25 protein-coding genes are annotated in these 24,006 nt (G+C 71.8%); 14 read left to right on the top strand and 11 right to left on the bottom strand.

Features of this window, described 5'->3' with window-relative positions; all coding sequences use genetic code 11:
• The first annotated feature begins 494 nt into the window (after nt 1-494).
• Nucleotides 495-1,448, top strand: a complete 954-nt coding sequence (locus tag LO762_RS23150; RefSeq protein WP_230617961.1) for a methyltransferase — start codon at nt 495-497, stop codon at nt 1,446-1,448.
• On the top strand, nt 1,445-2,350 hold the full coding sequence (locus LO762_RS23145; RefSeq protein WP_230617960.1) for a GntR family transcriptional regulator: 906 nt from the start codon (nt 1,445-1,447) through the stop codon (nt 2,348-2,350). Before LO762_RS23150 ends, LO762_RS23145 begins: the two co-directional genes overlap by 4 nt.
• A gap of 14 nt (nt 2,351-2,364) precedes the next feature.
• Here the strand turns inward: LO762_RS23145 and LO762_RS23140 are convergent, their stop codons facing one another.
• Entirely contained in the window at nt 2,365-3,816 is a 1,452-nt protein-coding gene (locus LO762_RS23140) for a CoA transferase (RefSeq protein ID WP_230617959.1), read from the bottom strand.
• A gap of 143 nt (nt 3,817-3,959) precedes the next feature.
• Between LO762_RS23140 and LO762_RS23135 the strand changes: the two genes are divergently transcribed.
• Nucleotides 3,960-4,496, top strand: a complete 537-nt coding sequence (locus LO762_RS23135) for a hypothetical protein (protein ID WP_230617958.1) — start codon at nt 3,960-3,962, stop codon at nt 4,494-4,496.
• A gap of 20 nt (nt 4,497-4,516) precedes the next feature.
• Here the strand turns inward: LO762_RS23135 and LO762_RS23130 are convergent, their stop codons facing one another.
• The gene (locus tag LO762_RS23130; protein WP_230617957.1) at nt 4,517-5,695 is read right to left on the bottom strand and encodes an MFS transporter; all 1,179 of its coding nucleotides are present in this window, start codon (nt 5,693-5,695) and stop codon (nt 4,517-4,519) included.
• Between the two features lie 213 nt (nt 5,696-5,908).
• On the opposite strand from LO762_RS23130, the gene LO762_RS23125 reads away from it, so the two are divergent.
• Complete coding sequence (locus tag LO762_RS23125; protein WP_230617956.1) at nt 5,909-7,270, top strand: cytochrome P450; 1,362 nt, start codon at nt 5,909-5,911, stop codon at nt 7,268-7,270.
• Nucleotides 7,271-7,327: 57 nt separating this feature from the next.
• Here the strand turns inward: LO762_RS23125 and LO762_RS23120 are convergent, their stop codons facing one another.
• Nucleotides 7,328-7,540 carry a hypothetical protein gene (locus tag LO762_RS23120; RefSeq protein WP_230617955.1) on the bottom strand — a complete coding sequence of 71 codons (213 nt, stop codon included), beginning with the start codon at nt 7,538-7,540 and terminating at the stop codon, nt 7,328-7,330.
• 149 nt (nt 7,541-7,689) lie between these two features.
• On the opposite strand from LO762_RS23120, the gene LO762_RS23115 reads away from it, so the two are divergent.
• The 3 genes from LO762_RS23115 (at nt 7,690) to LO762_RS23105 (ending at nt 10,384) form a co-directional block, all read left to right on the top strand.
• Nucleotides 7,690-8,025: a hypothetical protein gene (locus tag LO762_RS23115; RefSeq protein WP_230617954.1), complete on the top strand. Its 336-nt coding sequence runs from the start codon at nt 7,690-7,692 to the stop codon at nt 8,023-8,025.
• A gap of 146 nt (nt 8,026-8,171) precedes the next feature.
• The gene (locus LO762_RS23110) at nt 8,172-9,389 is read left to right on the top strand and encodes a triacylglycerol lipase (protein ID WP_230617953.1); all 1,218 of its coding nucleotides are present in this window, start codon (nt 8,172-8,174) and stop codon (nt 9,387-9,389) included.
• A 167-nt stretch (nt 9,390-9,556) separates the two neighbouring features.
• Entirely contained in the window at nt 9,557-10,384 is an 828-nt protein-coding gene (locus LO762_RS23105) for an alpha/beta fold hydrolase (RefSeq protein ID WP_230617952.1), read from the top strand.
• A gap of 59 nt (nt 10,385-10,443) precedes the next feature.
• Here the strand turns inward: LO762_RS23105 and LO762_RS23100 are convergent, their stop codons facing one another.
• On the bottom strand, nt 10,444-10,617 hold the full coding sequence (locus LO762_RS23100; protein WP_230617951.1) for a hypothetical protein: 174 nt from the start codon (nt 10,615-10,617) through the stop codon (nt 10,444-10,446).
• A gap of 210 nt (nt 10,618-10,827) precedes the next feature.
• On the opposite strand from LO762_RS23100, the gene purB reads away from it, so the two are divergent.
• Together purB and LO762_RS23090 are read left to right on the top strand one after the other, a co-directional pair.
• Nucleotides 10,828-12,261 (top strand): adenylosuccinate lyase, encoded by a 1,434-nt coding sequence (purB, locus tag LO762_RS23095; RefSeq protein WP_230617950.1) that lies wholly within the window; start codon nt 10,828-10,830, stop codon nt 12,259-12,261.
• Between the two features lie 82 nt (nt 12,262-12,343).
• On the top strand, nt 12,344-12,973 hold the full coding sequence (locus LO762_RS23090) for a TetR/AcrR family transcriptional regulator (RefSeq protein WP_230617949.1): 630 nt from the start codon (nt 12,344-12,346) through the stop codon (nt 12,971-12,973).
• Between the two features lie 65 nt (nt 12,974-13,038).
• Here the strand turns inward: LO762_RS23090 and LO762_RS23085 are convergent, their stop codons facing one another.
• The 5 genes from LO762_RS23085 to LO762_RS23065 form a co-directional block, all read right to left on the bottom strand.
• The gene (locus LO762_RS23085) at nt 13,039-13,926 is read right to left on the bottom strand and encodes a TauD/TfdA family dioxygenase (RefSeq protein ID WP_230617948.1); all 888 of its coding nucleotides are present in this window, start codon (nt 13,924-13,926) and stop codon (nt 13,039-13,041) included.
• A gap of 153 nt (nt 13,927-14,079) precedes the next feature.
• A complete protein-coding gene (locus LO762_RS23080; protein WP_230617947.1) occupies nt 14,080-14,703 on the bottom strand; it encodes a hypothetical protein in 624 nt (207 codons plus the stop codon).
• On the bottom strand, nt 14,700-15,227 hold the full coding sequence (locus LO762_RS23075) for a SigE family RNA polymerase sigma factor (protein ID WP_230617946.1): 528 nt from the start codon (nt 15,225-15,227) through the stop codon (nt 14,700-14,702). Before LO762_RS23075 ends, LO762_RS23080 begins: the two co-directional genes overlap by 4 nt.
• 110 nt (nt 15,228-15,337) lie before the next feature.
• On the bottom strand, nt 15,338-16,318 hold the full coding sequence (locus LO762_RS23070; protein ID WP_230617945.1) for a peptidoglycan-binding protein: 981 nt from the start codon (nt 16,316-16,318) through the stop codon (nt 15,338-15,340).
• 190 nt (nt 16,319-16,508) lie between these two features.
• Nucleotides 16,509-17,213, bottom strand: a complete 705-nt coding sequence (locus LO762_RS23065; RefSeq protein ID WP_230617944.1) for a dihydrofolate reductase family protein — start codon at nt 17,211-17,213, stop codon at nt 16,509-16,511.
• A gap of 22 nt (nt 17,214-17,235) precedes the next feature.
• On the opposite strand from LO762_RS23065, the gene LO762_RS23060 reads away from it, so the two are divergent.
• The 3 genes from LO762_RS23060 (at nt 17,236) to LO762_RS23050 (ending at nt 20,418) form a co-directional block, all read left to right on the top strand.
• Complete coding sequence (locus LO762_RS23060) at nt 17,236-18,291, top strand: ATP-dependent DNA ligase (RefSeq protein ID WP_230617943.1); 1,056 nt, start codon at nt 17,236-17,238, stop codon at nt 18,289-18,291.
• A gap of 104 nt (nt 18,292-18,395) precedes the next feature.
• The gene (locus LO762_RS23055) at nt 18,396-18,878 is read left to right on the top strand and encodes a hypothetical protein (protein WP_230617942.1); all 483 of its coding nucleotides are present in this window, start codon (nt 18,396-18,398) and stop codon (nt 18,876-18,878) included.
• A gap of 94 nt (nt 18,879-18,972) precedes the next feature.
• The gene (locus LO762_RS23050; protein WP_230617941.1) at nt 18,973-20,418 is read left to right on the top strand and encodes an aldehyde dehydrogenase; all 1,446 of its coding nucleotides are present in this window, start codon (nt 18,973-18,975) and stop codon (nt 20,416-20,418) included.
• 74 nt (nt 20,419-20,492) lie between these two features.
• On the opposite strand, the gene LO762_RS23045 is transcribed toward LO762_RS23050, so the two are convergent.
• Together LO762_RS23045 and ligD are read right to left on the bottom strand one after the other, a co-directional pair.
• The gene (locus LO762_RS23045) at nt 20,493-21,761 is read right to left on the bottom strand and encodes an NAD(P)/FAD-dependent oxidoreductase (protein WP_230617940.1); all 1,269 of its coding nucleotides are present in this window, start codon (nt 21,759-21,761) and stop codon (nt 20,493-20,495) included.
• A 63-nt stretch (nt 21,762-21,824) separates the two neighbouring features.
• Nucleotides 21,825-22,871: a non-homologous end-joining DNA ligase gene (gene ligD / locus LO762_RS23040; RefSeq protein ID WP_230617939.1), complete on the bottom strand. Its 1,047-nt coding sequence runs from the start codon at nt 22,869-22,871 to the stop codon at nt 21,825-21,827.
• 92 nt (nt 22,872-22,963) lie between these two features.
• Here ligD and msrB point away from each other — a divergent pair, with 92 nt between their 5' ends.
• Complete coding sequence (gene msrB, locus LO762_RS23035) at nt 22,964-23,362, top strand: peptide-methionine (R)-S-oxide reductase MsrB (protein WP_230617938.1); 399 nt, start codon at nt 22,964-22,966, stop codon at nt 23,360-23,362.
• 107 nt (nt 23,363-23,469) lie between these two features.
• A complete protein-coding gene (locus LO762_RS23030) occupies nt 23,470-24,003 on the top strand; it encodes a VanZ family protein (protein WP_230617937.1) in 534 nt (177 codons plus the stop codon).
• Nucleotides 24,004-24,006: the final 3 nt, after the last annotated feature.

Here is a 24,006-nt window from a genome sequence, read left to right as displayed (position 1 = left end):
TCTGCCCAACACCTCCGCGCCACCGCCCGCCCACGTCACTCACCGCGCGGATCCACCGCGACAAGCCACCCCTCAGCCCAACCCAGGCCCTCACCAAGCGCCCCAGCACCACGACCCCAACGCGGCACGGATCTGCCTGCCCCTCAGCTCGTTCGTCTCGCGAGCCGACGGTCAAAACAGCGCGGGCGTTCGGCGGGCCGACCGTCGCCGTGGGTCCGGCGTGGGGCGTGTCCGCCGTCGGCGCGGCGCGGGCGTCTGGCGGGGTGACGGTCGGCGTGCCGCGCGGGCGCGGCGGGTCCGTTGTCGGCGCGGCGCGGGCTCGGGACCGGACGGCCGTGGTGCGGGGCGGGCGGGGGTGGGGAGCGGCGATGGCTCGGGCGGGGCCCGGGGGGTTCTGCGGGTTCGGCATCGGGATTCTCCCTCGGTTCGGTGGTGCCGATCGGTGTTGCCGTGGACGTTACCGAGGGGGTCTGACAGAACACTGGGAGTACGGAATGAAGACCGGTTTTGAGTTGATCGACGTGTTGACCGGGTACCAGTCGGCGGCGGCCGTCGCGGCCGCGTGTCGGGTGGGCGTGTTCGACGCGCTCGCGGCGGGCGCGCGGACGGCGGACGAGGTCGCGGCGGTGGCCGGGCTGGCGGCGGGGCCGACCGGGGCGCTGCTCGCGGCGCTCGCGGAGCTCGGACTGGTCGGGCGCGACGGGTACGCGCTGACGCCGCTGGCCGAGCGGCTGCGGCGCGGCGGCGACCTCGAACCGCTGGTCCGGAAGGAGGCGTTCTTCGCCGCCGTCTGGACCGACCTCGACGCCACCGTCCGCACCGGCGCGCCCCGGCTCGCGCCCTGGCGAGACCGGCTGCGCGACGAGCCCGAGGTCGCGCGGAACTTCCTCGCCGCGCTGGTGGTCCTCGCCCGCGAGACCGGCCCCGACCTGACGGCGCTGCCGGAGTTCGCGCCGGGCCGCAGGGTCCTCGACGTCGGCGGCGCGCTCGGCTCCTACGCGGTCCCGCTCGCGGCGGCGGGCGCGGACGTGACGCTCGTTGACCTGCCCGAGGTCGCGGCGTGGGCGCGCACCTGCGTCCCGCCGACGGTGCGGGTCGTCGAGGCGGACGTGCTGGAGGTCGCGGCGTGCGGCGCGGCCCCGGGCTCGGTGGACACCGTGCTGTTGTCGCATCTGCTGCACGACCTGACCGACGCGCAGTGCGCGCGGGTGCTGGCCGAGGCGCGGCGGGCCCTGGCGCCGGGCGGCGCGGTGGTCGTCGTGGAGATCCCCAGCGACGCTCCGGGCACGATGGGGCCGCTGTTCGATCTCATGATGCGTATAGAAACGCCAGGAAAAGCCAGAAAAGTCAATGAACTGGAGGATTTGCTCCATTTGTCCGGGCTGCCGGAGGTGCGCGAGGCGGCCTATCCTCGTCCGGTCGTCGTCCTGATCGGGGAGACCGCTTGAGCACCGGCCTGCTGACGCTGAACGACGTCCACCGCATCCTCCGCGACCGGATCGCCGCGGGCGTCTACCCCGTCGGCGCGCGGCTCCCGTCGTGCCGGGCGGTCGCCGCCGAACTCGGCACGAACCCGTCGACCGTGGACCGGGCGCTGCACCGGCTCGCCGGGGACGGCCTCGTCAGGACGAGCCCGCGCCAGGGCAGCGTCGTCCTGGCGCTGCCGGAGAACACGGTCCTGTCGGCTGAGAGGTTCGACCGCGACCTACGCGGGCTCGTCATGCGCGCGCAGGCGGCGGGCCTGTCTTCCGCGGAGATCCAGCGGGTCGTCTCCGAAGCGCTGTCCTCGCTGCGGCCCGCGCCACGGGTGGCGTTCGTGGAGTGCAACCCGCGCGACCTGGAGCGGATGAGCCGGCTCGTGGAGCGCGCCTCCGGCATCGCCGTCGAACCCGTCCTCCTCGCCGACGCCGTGGGCCGCCGCCTGGACGCCGAGTACGACGCCGTCGCCGCCCCGATCTTCCACCTGCGGGACCTGGAGCCGCTCGTGGACTCCTTCGACGCCGTCATCGAGATCAACGCGATGCCCGCGCCGTCCCTGTTGCGCCGCTTCGCCACACTCCCCGACCATCTGCGCGTCGTCGTCGCCGCCCCCACGGTCCGCGGCCTCGACCGCATGGTCGCCCTCGTCGGCCAGTACACCCGCACCCCGCCCGAACGCCTCCTCATCGGCACCGACGACATCTCCGTCCTGGCCGGAACCGACATCCTCATCCGCAACAACGCCCGCGACCTCCCCGAAGGCGCCGCCGCCCTGGCCCGCGAGATCCTCACCATCGAGTGGGAACTGGACAACGACTTCGCCCGCACCTTCCCGGCCCGAGTCCACGCCGTCGTCCACCGCCTCCCCTGACACCACCGGGTCCGTCAGGGCCAGGTGGCGGGGTTGGAGGACCAGGGGTGGGGGGCGGGGTAGGTGGTGGCGGAATTGGCATAGGTGAAGGCGGGGGTGGCGGTGGTGAGGGGGCCCAGCGGGGTGGTGACGGTCTGGGTGGGAGCGGGGCGGGCGGGGGGCGCGGAGGGTTCGGTGTGGGAGGGGGCGGTGAGGAGGGTGAGGGCCAGGCGCGCCAGGGAGGTGGAGACGTGGTGGGAGCCGCCTTCGGTGCGCTGGCGTAGGAGGGAGGCGGTGAGGGCGGCCGCCAGGAAGTGGCCGGTGGCGTGGTCCAGGGCCTGGGCCGGGAGGGCGCCGGGGGTGTGGCCGTCGGGGCTCTCGGTGAGGGCGATGCCGGAGGCGGCCTGGACGATGCTGTCGAAGCCGCGCCGGGACGCCCACGGGCCGGTCTCGCCCCACGCGCTGACGGTGCCGACGACGAGGCCGGGGAACCGGTCGAGGACGTCCTCGGGGGCCAGGCCGAAGGCGGCGAGGGAGCCGGGGCGGTAGCCGGTCACGAGGACGTCGGCGCGCGCCAGGAGGTCGTCGAAGGTGGCGCGGTCGGCGCGGGCCCGCAGGTCGAGGACGGTGGTGCGCTTGCCGTGGCCGGTGTCGAGGTGCTGCCAGGGGATCTCGGGCAACGCGGGCGAATCGACGCGCAGCACGTCGGCCCCGGCGAACGCGAGGTCGCGCGCGGCGACCGGGCCCGCGATGACCCGCGTGAGGTCGAGGACCCGCACGCCCGCCAGGGGACGTCCATCGCCTTCCGTCCACCCGCGCGGCTCGCCCTCCGGGCGGGTGCTCACCCGCATCAGGGGCTGGCCTTCGAGCGCGCGCGCTTGCGGGTGCGCCCTCCAGGTCGCCTCCCTGCGGACCGCGACGAGGATCGCGCCAACCTCGGCCGCCTTGTCCTCAAGCTCCGCGGCACTCCGCTTGGCGATGAGGCGGACGACCTCCTCACCCGGCGTCTCCTCCGACGTCCCGAGGACGGCGCGTAGGGCCCGCTCGTGGTGGGGGTAGTTCGCGTGCGTCCGCACCCAGCCGTCCGAGGCGCGCCAGAACCCTGAGAGCGGCGCCCACACGTCGGGCTTCTCCCCGGCTATGCGAAGGTGCCTGTCGCTCTGGAAGGAGGCGGCGATCCTGTCGCCGTCGAGGCCGACCGGCGCGACGCTCTCGGTACCCGCCCGGTCGGCTGACACGAGGTGCAGGGCGAGCGCGCTGAGGGCGACGCTGTCGCAGGCGAGTTCGGTGACGGCGAGGCGGGACGGCAGATAGGGGACGGGCTTCGCGGGCGCCACCACGTCCAGGAGGCCGGGCGCGAGGCCCAGGTCGTCCCACACCCGTCCGCCGAACCGTCCGACTCCTGAACCGCCCATGCCCGCGCCAGCCTTTCCGTGCTCCTCGTGGAGCCAGTCAACGGCGTCGGGGGCGGGCGTGTCAGCGGCCAATCCGGGGTCCGTGGCCCGCCCGGTTCCCGGCGCATGGCGCCTACCTGCGGAAACACCGCCAGAAGTGAGGGAGCCCACATCGGCGGTCCTGCCGCCCGGAAAATCGGATGACCCGCCTACGCCGCCCGTTCTACCGTCGAGGGATGGACGTGACCTTCCAACGCACCGGAGAGCGGCGCTACGCGGTGATCGCGGAGCCGCCCGGACGGCCCGCGCAGCGGATGGACCCGGCCCCGGGCTACGACGAGCACATCCCCCACGACGCCGTGCACTACCTCGTGGAGGCGGAGCTCGGCCTTACCTGGGATCTCTACGGGCGGATAGCGCGCGGCGGCGGGGAGCTCCCGACGGCCGTCTCGGACGGACAGGACCACAGGGCGCACCGCCGGGCCGTCCGCAGGCAGAAGCGCAAGCAGGCGTCGCTGCGGACACTGGACCACACGGGACGCGACGAGATGGGCGTCTCGGAGGAGCTGGCCACCGCCGTCGACCTCGCGTGGCGCAGGACCAGGGGCGCGCACCGCCCGGACTGGGCCCCGCCGCGCCCGCCCGACCCCGAGATCGAGGCCGCCGTCCGGCGCGTGCTGCCCGCGCTCGAAGCCTTCGCCGGACGCTGGCACGACCTCCCCGTAGGCGGCTCGATCACCTTCGCCTGGCCCTCCAGCACGCCCAAGGACTGACAGGACCGTCCGGCGCACGGTTAGGTGTCCGCCACAGGTGTCGCGTCGACGGGCAGGGTGCGGGCCGACAGGGCGGCGTAACCGAGGGCCGCGGCGGTGGCGTACAGGACGCCCGCGACGCCGAGTCCCGCGGCGAGGGCTCCGGCCGCCGAGGGGATGACGATCTGCCCGGTCCGGTTCCCCACGAGGCGCAGCGCCATGGCCCTGCCGCGCAGGCCGGGCGGCGTCGCCTCGGCGAGCCACGACATGGTGAGCGGCTGGCCGACGCCGAGCCCGAGCCCCGCCGCCGTCATCACCAGGACGAGAGCGGGCAACGGTAGGTCGAGCGGCAGCAACGCCATCGCCACGCCCGCCGCGAAGGTGCTGACGGTCAGGAGGCGGCGACGGCCGAGCCGGGCCGTGAGCCGACCCAGGAAGAGGCGCGAGGCCATCGAGGCGAGGCCGCGCACGGTGAGCAGCAGCCCTACCGTGCCGGACGCCATGCCGCGTTCGGCGCCGAGCGCGGGCAGGTAGGCGAGGGTGATGTCGACGGCGGCGAGCACGACGCAGCTCGCCGTCAGGGCCCGCACGAGGCCGGGCAGCCGCACCAGGTCGCCGAAGCCGCCGCGCGGCGTCTCCCTGGCCGTGGGGCCCGTACGGCGGCTGTCGGGCAGCGCGAACGACAGCGCGACGAGGACGGCGGCGGCGCCCACGCAGGCGGCGAAGATCCGGCCGGTGTGCGGGATCTCCTGGTTTCCGCCGAACAGGAGGATGAGCAGCGGCCCGAGCGACTGCCCCAGGGAGGCCGCGAAGGTGTAGTGGCCGAAGGCGGTGTCGTAGCCGCCCTTGCCGGAGGTGTTGGCGACGAGCGCCTGTTGCCCGACGACGCAGCCCAGATGGCCGACGCCGAGCAGCACGCTGCCGCAGAGCAGCCCGGCGAGGCCGCCGCCGAGGACGGTGAAGACCAGGGCGGCGGCCGTCACGCACGCCGCCCCTGCGAGCGCGACGCGCCGCTCGCCCACCCGGTCGGTGAGCTGGCCGACGGGCAGCGCCAGCACGAGCGGCGCGAAGGCGAAGCTGGCCGCGAGCACGCCCAGCGCCGCCGCAGGCACGTCGAGTTCCAGCGCACGGTACGACATCGTCGGCCGCAGCACGAACGTGATCAGCTGCGTCATCACCGCGTGCCCGAGCAGCACGCCCCCGCCCCGAAGCCCGAACACTCTCCCCTGTCCCTCTCGCCTCCCGCATCATCCACCCCGTCTCCCGCCAGGTACCACCCGACCCACCTGAACAGCCCTTTTGCGGATGATCTCGACACACGGGAGATCCAAGAGGCCGAACGATTCGCCACAGAATTGGAAATAACGCCCATGAAGCGCGGGGGTGGGGGAAGGGGAGCGTAGAGGCAGCCGAGACACCTGCGGGGGTGAGGGATGGGCGGGGTTCGGGAGCGGGTCAGGGTGGGCGGGGTCGCCCGGGTGTCGGCGTGGGACGGGGCGGTGATCACGGGCGGGGTGCTGGTGCCGCTCGTGGCGCGGGGGCTGCTGGCACGGTGGCCGCTCATGGTGGATCTGGGGGATCTCCTCGACGCCGACCGGCGGTCCACAAGGCTGTTGGCCGCGATGCGGCGCAAGTACGGATACGGGAACACGCTGCTGGTACGGCTGCCGGGGCGCAGGCTCGCCCTGGTGCTGGACGCCGAGGGGGTGCGGCGGGTCCTGGAGGGCGAACCCGAGCCGTTCGCGGTGGCCAACCTGGAGAAGCGGCACGCCGTCGGACGCTTCCAGCCGCGCGGCGTGCTCGTCTCCAGCGGGCCGGAGAGGCACCTCCGCAGGCAGTTCAACGAAGAGGTCCTCGACACGGGGCGCGGGATACACCGGCTGTCGGAGGCGTTCACCCGGGTCGTTCGGGAGGAGGCGCGGCTGCTTCTGGACCTCGCCGAGGACACCGACCTCCGCTGGGAGGCCCTGCGTGTGTGCTGGGCGCGCGTCCTTCGCCGGGTGGTCCTGGGCGACGGCGCCCGCGACGACCACGCCGTCACCGACACCCTGTTCAGGCTGCGGCGCGAAGCCAACTGGGGGTACGCGCCGCGTAGCGAGCGCACGTACCGGGAGTTCAGGGGAAGGCTCGAAGGGCACCTGCGCAGGGCGGAGCCGAACAGCCTCGCGGGCGTGCTCGCCGCGACACCGCAGACCCCTGAGACCGCCGCCTACGACCAGGTCCCCCAATGGCTGTTCGCCTTCGACTCGGCGGGCCTCGTCCTGTTCCGCGCGCTGGCCCTTCTGACGTCGCACCCTGTGCAGGATGCCCGCGCGCGCACGGCGATCGTCCGGGATCCCGTCGCCCTGGGGTATCTGCGGGCGTGCGTCCTTGAATCGGTGCGGCTGTGGCCCACCACGCCCGCGATCCTGCGCGACGCGACCCGCGACGTCGACCTGGGCGGCGACACCCTGCCGGGCGGGACGGCGGTGCTGATCCCCGCGACGTTCGTGCAGCGTGACGCCGCGTCGCTGCCCTACGCCGACTCCTTCACGCCCGACGTGTGGCTCGACGGGAGCGCCGCCGACAGCTGGTCGGTGGTGCCCTTCAGCGGCGGCCCCGCCGAGTGTCCGGGCCGCGACCTCGTCATGCTCACCACCAGCGTGTTCCTCGCCGAACTGGTGCGCGACCACGTCTACCGGCAGACGGCCGGGCGCCGGCTGTCACCCGGCCTGCCCCTACCGGGGAGCTTCAGCCCGTACCGGCTGCGGTTCGCCGTCAGACGACTGGGTGAGCGGGGAGGAGACGGCCGATGAGCCGGGCGGACCGCTCGTGGTACTTCGCCCGCTCGTCTGGAGCCGTAGAGGCGGGTTCTAGTCCTGGCGTTCGTCGGGCGGCGGCTGGGGCGACGACGTCGTCTCGGCGACGCGTTCGACGTCGGCCTGGTCCAGCTCGTCCTCGGCGGCGCCGTGTTCGAGGCCGTGCGAGACCCGCCGGGCGGCCCGTTCGGACTCCTGCTCGGCCGCTGCTTCGGGCTGCTTCCGCCCGCGCCGGGGTCCGGGCTCCGGTTCGACCTTCGTGCCCATGATCCGTCCTCCCTGCCGCGCTGTACCGATGAACTCCCCATTCCCCTACAGACGCCGCCAAACGTGGCACATATCAACCTTTTGCCCGAGCCACGACGGGTAGGGCGACCAGGGAGGACCTCACCAAAACCGAAGCGAAGGAGGCGGCGATGCCCCGGCAGGCATGGAGCGACAAGCGGGAACGCCAGTACGAGCACATCAAGGACTCGGCCGAGCAGCGCGGGTACGGCGAGCGCCGCGCCGAGGAGATCGCGGCGCGGACCGTGAACAAGGACCGCGCGCGGGCGGGCGAGGCCAAGACGTCGAGCAGGCTCTCCCGCGAGGACATGTCGCCAGAACGGCGCGGCGGCCTGCGGTCCGGGACCAACCGCCCCAAGGGCCGCACCAAGGACGAGCTCTACAACGAGGCGAAGAAGAAGCACATCGAGGGCCGCTCGAAGATGACCAAGGACGAGCTCAAGAAGGCGCTCGGGGTCAGGGAGTGACGCCGCCGGGCGGGGGCCGGAACAAACCCGGCCCCCGCCGACATCGGTGACGAACACCAGAAACCACCGACATACTCACAGTCACCAAACAGCCATGGTTGGCTTACTGTCCGCAATGCGAAAATTGCAGATGGTAACTCTTGACCATGACCAAGAACGAGATCACCGACGCGTTCCGCGCCGCACCGCCGATCGCCCTCGCCCCGTCCGTGGGGAGGCCCGCGCAGGCGCCACCCGTGCCGGACGCGGTGTGGAACCTGCCGGGCGGCACCGCCTGGGTCTACCACGGCGCGCACAACCCGGGCCTGGTCCGGCCGGTCGTCCTCGCCGACGGGTTCAACACGGGCCCCAGCACACTGGAGTTCCTCTGGCAGGGGCTCGAATGGCTCGACTACCCACTGCTCACCGAACTACACCGCCGTGGCCGCGACGTGATCCTGCTGGGCTTCACCGACCGCGCCGCGTCGATCCCGGACAACGCGCGCGCCGCCCAGGCGGCGATCCTGCGCGTCCTCGCCGAGCGGATCGGCGACCACCGCCTCACCGTCGGCGGGTTCAGCATGGGCGGGCTCGTCACGCGGTACACGCTAGCCCGGTTCGAAGCCCAGCGGATGGACCACCAGACCGCCCTGTACTGGTCCTGGGACACGCCGCACCGGGGCGCCTACGTGCCCGTCTCGCTCCAGGCGTTCGCCCACTACCTGAAGCCCTATGACTCCCGCCTGTCCGACCAGCTGAACAGCCCGGCCGCCCGCCAGATGCTCGCCTGGCACCTGCCCGACTGGAACGGCGTGCCCGCCCCCGCGCCCGAGCGCGCGGCGTTCCTCACCGCGCTCGAAAAGGTCGGCGGCTGGCCGCGCATCCCACGGGTGATCGGCCTCGCCGACGGCACGGGCGACGGCACCGGCAACGGCGCGGACGCGGGCCTCACCGCGCTGGTGGGCACCGGCCAGCGCATCACCGGCACCGACCTGCGCACCCAGCCGTCCCCGCCCGACACGCTGGCGGGCAAGCTGCGCCTGCTCAGCGACGACGTGGTCGAGGCGCAGGCGCCCGGCGTGCCACCCGTGGACGGCGCGCCCGGCGGCACCCTGGCCGGGTTCGGGATCCTCGCCGACGCGCTCAACCAGCTCGCGGGCCTGGGCCTCGGCGTCGACGACCCGGTGCCCGCGCACTGCTTCGTCCCGTCGGCCAGCGCCGTGTCCATCCGCGACATCACCGCCGCGAACCTGTACGTCGCGGTGAACGACCTGGATCCGGGCGAGAGCGACTTCGACGACTACGTGCTCGCCCCACGGAACAACCCGCACACCCGCGTCACCCGGGGCCACGCCGAGTGGCTCCTCGACCGCCTCCCGCACTGAGGCCGTGGAACCCGAAGAGGAGATGACGACTTTGACAGCAATCTTCACGCTATTTCCGATTCGCCTGATTCAGTCGGAGATGTCAGACCGCGCCCGATCCGGGGGATCGCCTAGCCGCCCCCTCCCTCCGACGCGGTCGCGCGTTCACCAGCGAGGGGGAGCCTTCCATGGGATTCGTCAAGACCCGCGACGGAGCCGAGATCTTCTACAACGACTGGGGCAGCGGACAGCCCGTCGTCTTCATCCACGGCTGGCCGCTCAACGGCGACGCCTGGCAGGACCAGCTGAAGCTGGTCGCCGACAACGGCTTCCGGGGCATCGCGCACGACCGGCGCGGCCACGGCAGGTCCACCCAGACGTGGGACGGTTACGACTTCGACACGTTCGCCGACGACCTCGCCCAGCTCATGGAGGCGCTCGACCTGCGTGACGCCGTCCTCGTCGCCCACTCCATGGGCGGCGGCGAACTGGCCCGCTACATCGGCAGGCACGGCACCGGACGGGTCAGCAAGGCCGTCCTGCTGTCGGCGATCCCGCCGCTCCTGCTCCAGACGTCGGACAACCCGGAGGGCGTCCCGAACAAGGTCTTCGACGACTTCAAGCGCGGCATCATCGAGGAGCGCTCGCAGTACTGGCGCGACGCGTCCGAGGGCTTCTTCGGATCCAACCGTCCGCACAACCGCGTCACCCAGGGCAACCGCGACGCGTTCTGGTACATGGCCATGCAGGAGAGCGTCAGGGCGGGCGTCGCCTGCGTCTCCGCCTTCGCCGAGACGGACTTCACCGAGGACCTCAGGAAGTTCGACGTGCCGACGCTCATCGTGCACGGCGACGACGACCAGATCGTGCCGATCGACGCCACCGCGCGCAAGTCCGCGAAGATCATCCCGAACGCCCAACTCAAGGTCTATCCGGGCGGCGGCCACGGCATCGCCCTGGTCCCCGGCGACAAGGAGAAGTTCAACAGCGACCTCCTGGACTTCCTCCGCACCTGACCCACCACGGGCGTCCGGCGCTGAGCGGCGGCATGCCGCGCCGCGGGAACCGGGGCGCGTCAGCGTGACGCCTCGTACCACCGGTAGGGGATGCTCCAGTCCCACGTCTCGGCGTCGAGGTGCTCGTCGTGCCGCACCCAGTACGGGTCGAGGTAGCCGGCGTAGGCGTTGCCCATGGCGCGCAGCCAGGAGGCGGCGAGGGCGCAGAGGAAGGCCAGGGAGGTGCTGAACATGGGCGCTCCGCGGGGGCGATCTTCCAAGGTCAGGGGCCGGGACGGAGCGGGATGACCCCGACGTCCCGGAGTCCAGTCTTGGTGATCGGCGGCCCGGCTTCAAGAGACGATCACACAAGACGCGCGCCGCCCGCGGTGCCCGCCCCCACCCGGGCCGGCCTGCCGGGCTGACCTGCTGGGTTCTCCCGGCGCCCGATAGACTCGGCGAACGTGACCACCAAGCCCCGCATCCCCAATGTCCTCGCCGGCCGCTACGCCTCGCCCGACCTTGCCGTCCTCTGGTCGCCCGAGCAGAAGGTGAGGCTGGAGCGGCGCCTGTGGCTCGCCGTGCTGCGCGCCCAGGCCGGGCTCGGGATCGACGTGCCCGAGCAGGCGCTCGCCGACTACGAGCGGGTCCTGGACCAGGTGGACCTCGCCTCGATCGCCGAGCGCGAGAAGGTCACCAGGCACGACGTGAAGGCCCGCATCGAGGAGTTCAACGCCCTCGCCGGGCACGAGCACGTGCACAAGGGCATGACCTCGCGGGACCTCACCGAGAACGTCGAGCAGCTCCAGATCCGGCTGAGCCTCGCGCACGTCCGCGACCGCGCCGTCGCGGTGTTGGCCCGGCTCGGCTCGCTGGCCGCCCAGTACGGCGAGCTGGTCATGGCGGGGCGCTCCCACAACGTCGCCGCCCAGGCCACCACGTTGGGCAAGCGGTTCGCCACCGCCGCCGACGAGCTGCTCGTCGCGCTGGCCCGGTTGGAGAACCTGGTCGAGCGCTACCCGCTGCGCGGGATCAAGGGCCCGGTCGGCACCGCCCAGGACATGCTGGACCTGCTCGGCGGCGATCCGGCGAAGCTGGCCGAGCTGGAGCGGGGCGTCGCGGCGCACCTGGGCTTCGGCTCCGGGTTCGTCAGCGTCGGCCAGGTCTACCCGCGCTCCCTCGACCACGACGTGCTGTCCGCGCTGGTCCAGGTGGCCGCGGCGCCCTCGTCGCTGGCCAAGACGATCCGGCTGATGGCGGGGCACGAGCTGGTCACCGAGGGCTTCAAGGAGGGCCAGGTCGGCTCCTCGGCGATGCCGCACAAGATGAACACCCGCTCGTGCGAGCGCGTCAACGGTTTTATGGTCATCCTGCGCGGGTACGCCTCGATGACGGCGGAGCTGGCGGGCGACCAGTGGAACGAGGGCGACGTGTCCTGTTCGGTGGTCCGCCGGGTCGCGCTGCCCGACGCGTTCTTCGCCGTCGACGGCCTCATCGAGACGTTCCTGACGGTGCTCGACGAGTTCGGCGCGTTCCCCGCGGTGGTCTCCCGCGAGCTCGACCGCTACCTGCCGTTCCTGGCCACCACCAAGGTCCTCATGGCGGCGGTGAAGGCGGGCGTCGGCCGGGAGGAGGCGCACGAGGTGATCAAGGAGCACGCGGTCGCCTCCGCGCTCGCCATGCGCGAGCGGGGCACCGCCGACAACGAGCTGCTGGACAGGCTGGCCGCTGACGACCGTCTCCCCCTCACCCGGGCCGACCTGGACGCGCTCATGGCCGACCGGCTGTCCTTCACCGGCGCGGCGGCCGCGCAGGTCGCCGCCGTGGCCGAGCGGATCGACGAGATCGTCAAGCGGCACCCCGAGGCCGCGGCCTACACCCCGGGCGCGATCTTGTGACACCGCCCACGACTGACAACGGACGTTACCTTCGTTCCCCGGTCCGCCGGTGCGACGACGGATGTTCTGTCAGGATGGCGGGATGAACGCCGTGCCGAGCCGCCGCATCTACGGCGGCGCCAGCCCCGAGGCCCGGGTCGCCGAACGGCGCGCCCGGCTGCTGGAGGCCGGCCTCGACCTGCTCGGCACCGAGGGGCTGCGCGGCACGACGGTGCGCGGGGTGATCGAGCGGGCCCGGCTGACCCCCCGCTACTTCTACGAGAGCTTCCAGGATCTGGACTCGCTCATCACCGCCGTCTACGACGGGATCGTCACCGAAGTGCGGGAGGCGGCGCTCGCCGCGCTGCTCACCGCCCCGGACCGGACGCGCGACAGGGTGTGGGCCGTCGTCACCGCGATCGTGGACTTCTACGCCGACGACCCGCGCAAGGGCCGTCTTGTGCTCGCCGAGGCGATGGCCAGCCCGGTGCTCGCCGAGCGCCGCCTGGCCACCTCGCAGATGTTCGCCAAGCTGATGACGGGCGAGCCGGTCCTGCACTCGGATCCGAGCCCGCAGATCGTGTTCGCCGCCCGGTTCATCGTCGGCGGGTTCAGCGAGATCCTCACCGCGTGGCTGGCGGGCGACCTGCCGGGTAAGCGCGCCGACCTGGTGGACCGCTGCACGTCCCTCATCATGGCCACGCTCACCTCCACCGCCCCCCGCCCGGCCTGAGAACGGCGCGGGGACGGCCGGGGGCTCCGGCCGTCCCTGTCAGACGTTCGGCGCGTTCGGCGCGCTCAGGCGGGCGTGTAGTGGCGTGCCTCGTCGCCTTCGAGGATCCTGCTCTCCTCGCCGGTGATGCTCACGGGCACGTCGCCCGCGATCGTCACCCGGCGCAGGTGGCGGGGCAGGTCGCCGTAGTCGTCCGGCGCGTAGTGCTGCGTCGCGCGGTTGTCGAAGAGCACCAGGTCGCCCGGCTCCCACTGGACGCGGAAGATGTTCTCCGGCCGGGTGACGTAGTGCTGGAGCAGGTCGAGGATCGCGCGGGACTCCCGGGTGGAGAGGCCGACGATCGTCTGGGCGAAGCCTCCGATGAACAGCCCTCGCTCGCCCGTCTCCGGATGCACTCGGACGACCGGGTGGGCGGTCCGGTACCTCGTGGAGGTGAACACCTTGCGGTGCTCCTGCCGTGCCTCGGTCTCGAACTGCGGCTGGACGTAGTCGTAGTCGTTGGTGTGCACGGCCCACGCCTTGTCGGCGAACTCCCTGAGCGGTGCAGGCAGGTCGTTGTAGGCGGTGACGCTGTTGGCGATGAGGGTGTTGCCGCCGTACGGGGGCACGATGATGCCGCGCAGGGTGCTCGCCTTGGGCGGCGTCCGGACGAACGTGACGTCGGTGTGCCAGTTGTTGGCCCGGATGCCCTCGTCTCCGTTGACCTCCAGGATCTGCGGCTGCCCCTCGACGGACGGGACCGTCGGGTGGGCGCCGGTGAGCGGGCCGAAGCGGGAGGCGAACGCCACCTGTCCCGCGTCGTCGAGGTGCTGGCCGCGGAAGACGAGCGCCTTGTGCTCCAGGAGTGCCGCGTTGACCTCGGTGAACAGCGCTTCGTCGAGTTCGCGGACGTCGAGGCCGACCACCTCGGCCCCGATCCGTCCGCCGACCTTGCGGAAGTCGATGTCTGCCATCGGATGCTCCTCTCAGGGCGGGCGCGCGACACCCATGGGAACACCCGGCCACCGCTATTGTCAATAATTCCTACGGGTTAGATAGGTTTTAGTCACGGCGCTCCTCGCCTTCGCGCTCCTCGACCTCGATCTTCTTGAAGTGGATCCTGCCGATCACTCGATCACCATCTCTCTCATCAGCCACAAGACCTCCGCCTTGGGCAGCCTGGCTTGCACAACCACAACAAGCCCCGTCTCCTTCTCCCAGACGACAAAGGACACGCCGTCCGAGGGCCGGAAGGCGCTCAGCGCCCGCCCCCAAGGCACGTCCTCAGGGGCCGTCTCGGGCACCCCGTACTCGGCGGCCGCCCTTTCGAGCGAGACATCCCCCTCGTACACATGCACGTGGACGAGCCGTGCCCGGTGGCCGCCGTCCGCCACGAGCACGAACTCCGTGCGCGACATGGATCCGAGGTCGCGCACGACCCCGTCCGAGCCGTCCCGCTTCCAGCCGTCCGGCAACGCCGCGATCCGCGCGGCGTCCAGCGCGCGCGCGGACGCCACGGGCGTCGAGAGCTCAGGCGGCGCGGGCGCGGACGGCCGGAGCACGACGGGCGCGGTGAAGACCGCCGCCGAGGTCGCGGCGGCCGCCAGCGCGACGCCCAGCGCGCGCCGCGCCCGCCTGCGCCGCGCGCCGCCGATGGCGCGGACGGCGAGGCCCTCGGGTGGTGCGAGGCCGACCACCTCACTGTCGATCACCTCGCGGACGAGGGCGCCGAACTCGTCGTCAGTCGTCACAGCCCCGCTCCCTCTCCCCCAGCGACCAGTGCCTCGCGCGGGTCGAGCGCGGCGCGCAGCGCCTTCATCGCCCTGTGCGTCTGGCTCTTCACCGTGCCCGTCGTCACGCCCATGAGTTCCGCGGTCTCCGCCTCGCTCAGCCCCTCCCAGTACCGCAGCACGACGACGGTCCGCTGGCCCTGCGGGAGCACCGCGAGCGCCCGCCGCACCGCGTCCCTGGCGACGTAGTCGTCGCACGGCGTGCAGACGGGCCGCTCCTCCGCGCCGAGCCGTTCGACGGCGGCGAGCGTCCTGACGTCGCTGCGCCAGCCGTCCTTGGCCGCGTTGACGATCGAGCGGCGCAGGTACCAGAGCGGGTCGCCGTGCCTACGGATGCGCCGCCACCGGGGGAAGGCACGCTCCAGGACGGCCTGGACGAGGTCCTCCGCCCGGTGCCGGTCCCCGGTCAGGGCCGTCGCGAACCGGAGCAGACCCGCACCGTGGTCCTCAACGAACCGGGTGAAATCGGCTGCGGCGTCGTTCACCCCTGCCCCTTCCGTCGCTTAACAACCACTACACGTTGGAAAGCAGCGGAAGGTTGTCATAGATCCCGGAAAGAGAGGAATCTCCGTCAGGGGTGCTCAGCGGGGGCGCGTCAGCACAGCGAGACGTACGTGTAGGCGATCTTCTTGGTGCTGTTCCAGTTGTAGTAGGCGTTGGCGTCGGTGCTCAGCCGCCGGAGGCTGACCTCGGAGTTGATGCCCGTGTAGTAGACGACGATCCCGCCGCCGTGCACGAGGTAGTTGTCTGCGGCCCCTCGCGTGGCCTGGCCCACGATGCCGTCCGAGGCGAGGCCCTCCATGCTCTGCCATGACTTCGTCGCGTTGGCCGTGGTCGGGCCGAAGGAGCAGTCCACGCCGCCTGCGGCGAGCTTGCCGTCGGCGTTCAGCACCTTCTGCCAGAGCCACGTGTAGTTGCTGTAGGAGTAGGAGCAGCCGTTGCAGAGCGTCGCCTCGTCGCCCCAGTCGTCCTGCGGCAGGCCGGCGCCGTCCACAAAGAGGCTGGAGGTGGAGCGTTCGGCCGCGGGCCGCTTGGCCGGGCCCGCCTTGCGGATCGCGGCGAGCGCCTTCCGCGACGGCTTGGAGGTGTCTGCGGGAAGTGCCTTGACGATCTTCAGCAGGTCCGCTCGGGTGGCGGGCTCGCGGACCGCCACCCGGTAGTTCACCCCTGAGCGCTCGGACCACGCGGCGATCAGTAGGCCGGGCCCGTAGGAGTCGGCGGTGCTGAAGAACCGCACCTTGCGTTCACCGGCCTTGGCGCGCTTGGCCTTGCCCTCGCCGACGACCCGTCCCGGGGTCAGCTCCCTTTCGACGGGCCGGACGGCGCCCACCTCGCGCAGCACCGCGACGACCTTGCCGCCGCCGCGCAGCGCGACGTAGTCGTGCTCGACCTTCTGGGTCGGATCTATCTCGGACGGGACGGTGGTCTCCAGCTCGGTGGAGAGCGCCGTCTGGGGGAACGCCTCGGCCACCGCGTCCTCGGCGCCCTCGGCGAACGAGGGGGCCGCGTGGGCGGGCGCGGGGGCGAGGAGGGAGAGGAGAAGGACCGCAGTTAGGGGCAACGCTGCCTTGCGCAAGGAAAGCTCCTTCGACACACCGTACGGGCACGATGATCAGAGATTCCCGTTTCTGAACACTCAAGATCAAGATCCCGATGTGGCCTGAGATGGACAAATTATCCATACTTGTCCAGGTACGCCGAAGAGTCGCCAGAAATCCTAGATGTCAGGGTTTGGCGGGGTGTGTCGGAGTGGCCGCGCGCGGCCCTCAGGACGCCGGAGCGCCGTCCGGGCGGTACCGCAGGAACAGCACACCCTCGTCCTCGTAGACGGCCTCCAGCGCCAGCTCACGGCGTTCCAGGTCGTTCACCAGCCGGGTGTGGCGCGCCGCGCCGATGAGCGTTGGCGCGACGTTCAGGCACAACTCGTCGGCGAGGTTCTCGCGCAGAACCGACGTGGTGAGGCCGGGGCCGCCCTCGCACAGCAGGTGGCGCAACCCGTGCTCCTCGCGCAGGCGGCGGACCGCGAGCCGCAGGTCCACGTCGCCGTCGCCGGCCGAGACGACGCGCACGTGCGCGGGCGCCGGGGCGTGCGCGCCGTCGGAGGTGACGACGATCGGCTCCCCCTCGCTGAACAGGGCCGACTCCCAGTCGAGGTCGAGGGAGCGGCTCACCACGACGATCGGCGCGGGCGGACGGCCGCGCCGCGCCGCCATCTCCTTGGTGAGCCGGGCGGGCTTGATCCGGCCCGACCGCACCGTGGCCGCGCCGACCATGATCCCGTCGGCGAGGGCGCGCAGCGCGCGGAACACCCGGAAGTCGGCGGCGCCGCCGAGCTTGTCCGACCAGCCCTCCTCGTCGGTGGCGGAGCCGTCGGCGCTCAGCACCATGTGCACGCGCAGCCAGTCGCCGGCGACGCCGTACTCGTAGTACGGGTCGATGTCCTCCGCGGGATCCGGCAGCAGACGCCTCATGCGTCACAGGTTATCTTGGGGCATGGACCTGCCGATCAGTCCGCCGGTCGCGCCCATGCTGGCCAAGGCCGTCAAGACCATGCCGCGGGGAGATCTTTACTACGAGCCGAAGTTCGACGGCTTCCGGTGCGTCGTCTTCCGCGACGGCGACGAGGTCGTGCTGTCGAGCCGGGGTGAGAAGCCGCTCACCCGGTACTTCCCCGAGCTCGTCGAGACGGTCAGGCGGGAGCTGCCGGAGCGCTGCGTGATCGACGGCGAGGTCATCATCCGGCGCGGCGGGCGGCTCGATTTCGACCTGCTCTCCCAACGCATCCACCCGGCTGCCTCACGCGTCAACCTGCTGGCCGAGCAGACGCCCGCCTCCTTCGTCGCCTTCGACGTGCTCGCCCTGGACGACACGGCTTACCTCGACGCCCCTTTCCGGCAGCGCCGCGCGCTGTTGGAGGAGGCGCTGGCCGGGGCGCGGCCACCCGTCCACGTCACGCCCATCACCGAGTCGTTCGAGGTCGCCGAGCGGTGGTTCGGCGAGTTCGAGGGCGCGGGCCTGGACGGCGTGGTCGCCAAGCCCGCGGACGTCCCCTACGCGCCCGACAAGCGCCTCATGTACAAGGTGAAGCACGAGCGCACGGCCGACTGCGTCGTGGCGGGGTTCCGCTGGCACAAGAGCGGGCCCATAGTCGGCTCCCTCCTGCTCGGCCTCTGGGACGACGAGGGGCGGCTCAGGCACGTCGGCGTGGCGGCGTCGTTCACTATGAAACGCCGGGAGGAGCTCGTAGGCGAGCTGGAGCCTTATCGGATCGCCGACATCGCCGGGCACCCGTGGGCGGGGTGGGCCGCGCAGGGCGAGGCCGACAGGATGCCGGGCGCGGTGTCCCGCTGGACGGGCAAGAAGGACCTGTCGTGGGTCGCGCTCCGCCCCGAGCTGGTGTGCGAGGTCGCCTACGAGCACATGGAAGGCGACAGGTTCCGGCACACCGCGCGCTTCCGGCGCTGGCGCACGGACCGGACCCCTGAGTCGTGCACCTACGAGCAACTGGAGGTGCCGGTCGAGTTCGACCTCGACCAGATCCTCACCTGAGGTCCGACATGAGGCTCGATGTGATGCTCGACCTGCGATGACGGGTGTGCGGGACGGTTCCGCGCCCTACGATCGGCGCAGGACCCCCAGAGAGATGAGCCCCCGTGCCTCGTTCGCGCCTACTCGCCGTCGCCGCCGTCGCCTCCCTGGCACTCGCCGGGTGCGCCGGGACGGAACCGTCCGGCGGCCCCGCCCCGGAGCCGTCCGCCCCGGCGGACAGCCCGTCCGCGCCCGCGGCCACCGCCGGGCCGGGCACGCCCCCGCCGACCGGGACGGCAGCCGCGTCGGCCGCCGCGATCGGCTTCGCCGACGCGAAGGAGGCGGTGACCCGGCTCATCCAGGCGCGCATCAACAACGACAAGACGGACGCGCTGAAGGCGGCGGGACCGCGCACCGTGGAGAAGGTCTTCAGCGTGCCCGCCCCCTCCTCGCCCGACGTCGAAGGCTGCAATCCGGGCGCGGACTCAGGCGTCTCCTACGCCTACGACTGCTACTGGCGCTACGAAGGCGGAAGCACCCACTACTACGTGGACCCTTACCCGGCGACCGGATGGCGCGTCGTCAACTACACGCAGGTCGCGGACTGACCGTCCCGGGTCCGTCCGGCTGACGGACCCCCGGGTTCCCTTCCCGTGACAAACAAGCGTACGCTTGGTGCGCTGTCTCGCGGGAAGGGAACCGATGACCGAGATCACCACCTACGCGCACCTGATCGGCGGCGAACTGCGTGCCGCCGACCAGACGCTGGACACCGTGGATCCGGCGACCGGGAAGGTGTGGGCGCGGATCCCCCGGGGCACCGCCCAGGACGCCGACGACGCCGTCGCCGCCGCCCGCCGCGCGTTCCCCAAGTGGTCGTCGATGCCCGCCGGAGGCCGCGCCTTCTTCCTACGCAAGGTCGCCGAGGTGTTCACCGCGCACGCCCGCGAACTCGCCGAACTGGAGACCCGCGACAACGGGCGGATCATCAACGAGACGTCCAAACTCGACCTTCCCGGCATGACGTACCTGTGGCAGAACGCCGCGGGCGAGGCGGCCTCCGCCGTCGAAGGCAAGTCGGTGATCTTCGGCCCCGGCAGCATGGGATACACCCGGCGGGAGCCTTACGGCGTCGTCGTGGGGATCATCCCCTGGAACTCCCCCATCTCGACGTTCTCCGCGAAGGCCGCCTACGCGCTCGCCGCTGGCAACACCGTGGTGATCAAGCCCGCCGAGCAGGCTTCCGCGTCGATGCTGCGGCTCGGCGAACTCCTCAGGGATGTGCTGCCCAAGGGCGTGCTCAACATCGTGTCCGGGCTCGGCGAGGAGGTCGGCGACCGGCTCGTCCGCCACAAGGATGTCGGCAGGGTCAGCCTCACCGGGTCCACCGAGACCGCGAAGATCATCACCAGGGCGTCGACGGACGCGCTGAAGCCGCTCGCGCTGGAGCTGGGCGGCAAGTCGCCGAACATCGTGTTCGCCGACGCCGACCTGGACAAGGCGGCCGAAGGCGTCTCCACCAGGGCGATCTTCACCGGCAACGCCGGGCAGGCGTGCCTGGCGGGCTCCCGCATCCTCGTCCAGCGGCCCGTCTACGACGAGGTCGTCGCGCGCGTCAGGGAGCGGATGGCGGCGATCCGCCTGGGCGACCCCCAGTCGGCCGAGACGACGATGGGCCCGATCGTCTCCCGCGAACAGTACGAGCGGGTCATCTCCTACATCGAGCTGGGGCAGAAGGAGGGCGCGGAACTCCTCCACGGCGGCAGGCACGGCGCCGAACTCGTCACCGAGGAGTTCGCGGAGGGCTACTGGGTGGAACCCACCCTTCTGGCCACCACGGACAACTCGCTGCGCGTCTGCCAGGAGGAGATCTTCGGCCCTGTCGCGGTCATCCTCCCCTTCGACACCTACGAGGAGGCCATCGCCATCGCCAACGACTCCCCCTACGGCCTGGCCTCCGGCGTCTGGACCACCTCCCTGGCCACCGCCCAACGCGCCGCCCAGGACATCCAGGCGGGCTACGTCTGGGTCAACACCTTCCGCCGCGTCGCCCCCGGCCTCCCCTTCGGCGGCTGGAAGGACTCCGGCTACGGCCACGACGCCCTCTTGGAGAACACCCGCGAGAAGAGCGTCATCCTCGACCTCTGACCCGCCTGGCGCCCGGGTGACGCCGAGCGGGTGGGGACGGGCCTCGGAGTGCCTGGCGCGCTTCGGGGCCCGGCTCAGGTTCGGGCCGGGTGGAGGCGGTCCTGCCGGGAGAGGCGGGTGTGGAGTTCGGAGGCGGCTCGGTGGCCGCTGGTGAGGGCGCCCTGGACGGACGGGCTGTCGCGGTGGTCACCCGCCACGTAGACGTTGCCCTCGACGTGGAGGGGGCGGCGTAGGCGGCGGGTCGGAGGCGGCGTCGCCGGGAGGGCCTCGGGGATACGGACGGTGGCCAAATGCTCCCAGTGGGCCGTGGGCGAGCCGTAGATACGGGCCGCCTCCTCCTGGACGGCCCTGGGGTCGGCGTCGTCGGAGACGAGGGTCGTCGCGATGAGGGCGCGTCCACGCGCCGCGTAGGACGGGACGGCGTTGCTCACCACGACGGTGTTCACGATCCCGCCGAGCTCCCAGCCGTCCCCGTCGACGACGAGGGCCGCCTCGTCCAGCGGCGGGTAAGGCGCCGCGTGGTAGACGGTCGTCAGTGGGCGCATCTCCGGGACGCGCAGCCCCGGCAGGAGGTGTCCGGCCGTGCGCGGATCGGTCGCGACGATCACCGCGCGGGCCGTCACCGTGCCGGACGGGGTGCGCGCGGTCGTCCCGTCGAGCCGCGCCACCGGCGTGGAGAGGCGGATCCTGGCGCGCGGCAGCGGCCCGGCCACCGCGTCGGCGAGCGCGCCGATCCCGCGCGCGGGCAGCCCGATCCGGCCGCGCGCGAACGAGCGCACGACCATCGCGAGCGCGTGTTCGGACGTGCGCAGCTCCGGATCGGCGAAGACACCGGCGAGGTAGGGCCGGACGAGCCCGTCGAGCATCTCGGGCGACAGCCCGGCCAACGCGTCCGCAGCGCTCCGCTCCGGCATGGCCAGGAGGCGTTCAGGAGGCAGCCCCGCGTAACGCGCGAGAAGGGCGGCGAGCCTTACCTGGTCGGCCACGGTGCCGATCCGGTGCCGCGCGAGGCCCCGGGCCATACCGGGCAGTCCGCGCGGGTCGCGCAGCGGATGGGCGTACCGCACCATCCCGCCACGATGCCTGACGAGCACGCCTTCTCTGAAGAAACCCATCCGGAGCCGCTCGAAGTCCACGAGTGACGCGAGCCGCGGATAGGCGGTGTTGACCACCTGGAAGCCGCGATCCAGGAGGAATCCGTCGACGGCGTCGGTCGTGACCCTGCCGCCCACGCGGTCGGCCGCCTCCAGGACGAGGAAGTCGCGTCCCAGCCGGTGCAGCCGCCGGGCCGCGGCGAGTCCGGCCATTCCGGCCCCGACGATCAGCACCTCGGTATCCGCCATACCTCGCGACTACCCGCATATCGCCCATCCGTTCCCCTTGTCCGGGTACGGACTCCGCCAGCGTCAGCCGTCCTTGGCCTTGCTCGGCTGGACCCGCTTCGGTTCGCCCGGCATCTTCGGATAGTTGGGCGGATAAGGCATGTCGCCGAGGCCGAGGTCCTCCTCGTCCCTGTCAGCCATGTCGAGGAGGGTTTCCAACGAGAAGGCGGCGTCGTCTATACCCGCGTGGAGGTCGCCCAGCTCGAAGAACCGCCCCGGCATCGTCTTGACGGTGAAGTCGCGCGGGTCGGCGGTGTCCAGCTCGGCCCAGGTCAGCGGCGCCGAGACGGGCGCGTGGGGGTGGGCCCGGACGCTGTAGGCGGACGCGATCGTCCGGTCCCGGGCGTTCTGGTTGTAGTCCACAAAGACCGTTTCGCCGCGCTCCTCCTTCCACCACTTCGTCGTCACCAGCTCCGGCATCCGCCGCTCCAGCTCCCGGCCGAAGGCGAGCGCGGCCCGGCGGACCTCGGTGAACGTCCAGCGCGGCTCGATCCGGACATAGATGTGCAGCCCCCTGCCGCCCGACGTCTTCGGAAAGCCCGTCATGCCCAGTTCGTCCAGCAGCGGGAGGACGGCCTCCCGCGCGACGCGCACGGTGTCGGCGAAGTCGCGGCCGGGCTGCGGATCGAGGTCGATGCGCAGTTCGTCCGGATGGTCCACGTCGGCGGCGCGCACCGGCCACGGATGGAAGGTGATCGTGCCCAGGTTGGCCGCCCACGCGACGACGGCCAACTCGGTGGGGCACACCTCGTCGGCGGAGCGGCCCGAGGGGAAGTCGATCCGCGCCGTCTCCACGTACGCGGGGGCGCCCCGGGGGATGCGCTTCTGGTAGAAGGCGTCGCCGCCGCTCGGATCGGCCCGGGTGGACATCACGGCGCCCTCCACGACGCCTCCCGGCCAGCGTTCGAGCGTCGTAGGCCGATCACGCAGGGCGCGCAGGATGCCATCGCCCACGGACAGGTAGTAGGAGACGAGGTCGAGCTTCGACAGCCCAGCCTCGGGAAAGTACGGCTTGTCAGGGTTGGTGACCTTGACGATCCGGTCGCCCACCGGCAGTTCGAGGAACGCCATAGCCCACGCCTACCCCCGTGGAACACCCGCAACCCGCCCATGGTTGCACCCGATGACAGCCTCCGGACAAGAAGGGAAGTAGCGTGCCCGGTATGGAGAAAGTCCACAAGACCGAGGACGAGTGGCGGGCCGTGCTGAAGCCCGAGGAGTTCCGCGTCCTGCGCCAGGCCGGAACCGAGCGGCCGTTCACCGGCGAGTACACCGACACGAAGACCGTCGGCGTCTACCAGTGCCGTGCCTGCGGGGCCGAGTTGTTCCGCTCGGAGACGAAGTTCGACAGCCACTGCGGCTGGCCCTCCTTCTTCGCCCCGTCGGACTCCGACGCCGTCGTCCTCCGCGAGGACGACTCGCTCGGAATGCGCCGCGTGGAGGTGCTCTGCGCGACCTGTGACTCACATCTCGGCCACGTCTTCCACGGCGAGGGCTACCCGACGCCTACCGACGACAGGTACTGCATCAACAGCGTCTCCCTGCGCCTCGAAGAGGCGTGACGCGCCCACCCGGGCCCGCCTTGACCGGGCCCGGACACTTCTTGACCGTCCCGTTGCCTGAATAGTGCACGGACTTGGGGGAATGAGCGCCTGCGGGAGGCGGGCGGGTGAGCGGCGAGACGACGGGCGAGACGACAAAGGCCGCCGGACGGGCCAAGCGCGGCTGGTTCCGGCGGACCCTCAGATTCCTGACGTGGACGGTGGCCCTGGCCGCCCTCGCGTTCTTCGGCTACTGGGCGTTCAGGTTCACCCTGACCCCTGTGCCCGACCCCAACGGATGGGCGATCGGCAACAGCGAACCAGGCAAAACCCTCCGGTTCTACTTGGACCGTCCAAGCGTCCGGGAGGCGGCCATCGCCATCGGAGGCAACCTCCTACTCCTCTCCCCCATGGGCGTGCTCCTCCCCGTCCTCTCCTCACGTCTGCGCGGGCCGCTCCGCCTCCTCATCATCGGAGGCGTCCTGTCATTCGGCATCGAACTGGTGCAGCACTTCGCCATCAGCGGCCGCACCTTCGACGTCGACGACATCATCCTCAACAGCGTCGGCGTCCTCCTCGCCTATCTCCTGGTCGGCCGCGGCGCGGGTCGTCTCGTCCACGGCCGCAAACGCCCCATCCTCGCCCGCCTACGCCGCACCTGACGC

Source organism: Actinocorallia sp. API 0066, from assembly GCF_020991275.1.
In the GTDB taxonomy this organism is placed as follows: domain Bacteria; phylum Actinomycetota; class Actinomycetes; order Streptosporangiales; family Streptosporangiaceae; genus Actinocorallia.
This window is presented reverse-complemented; position numbering and strand designations above follow the sequence as displayed.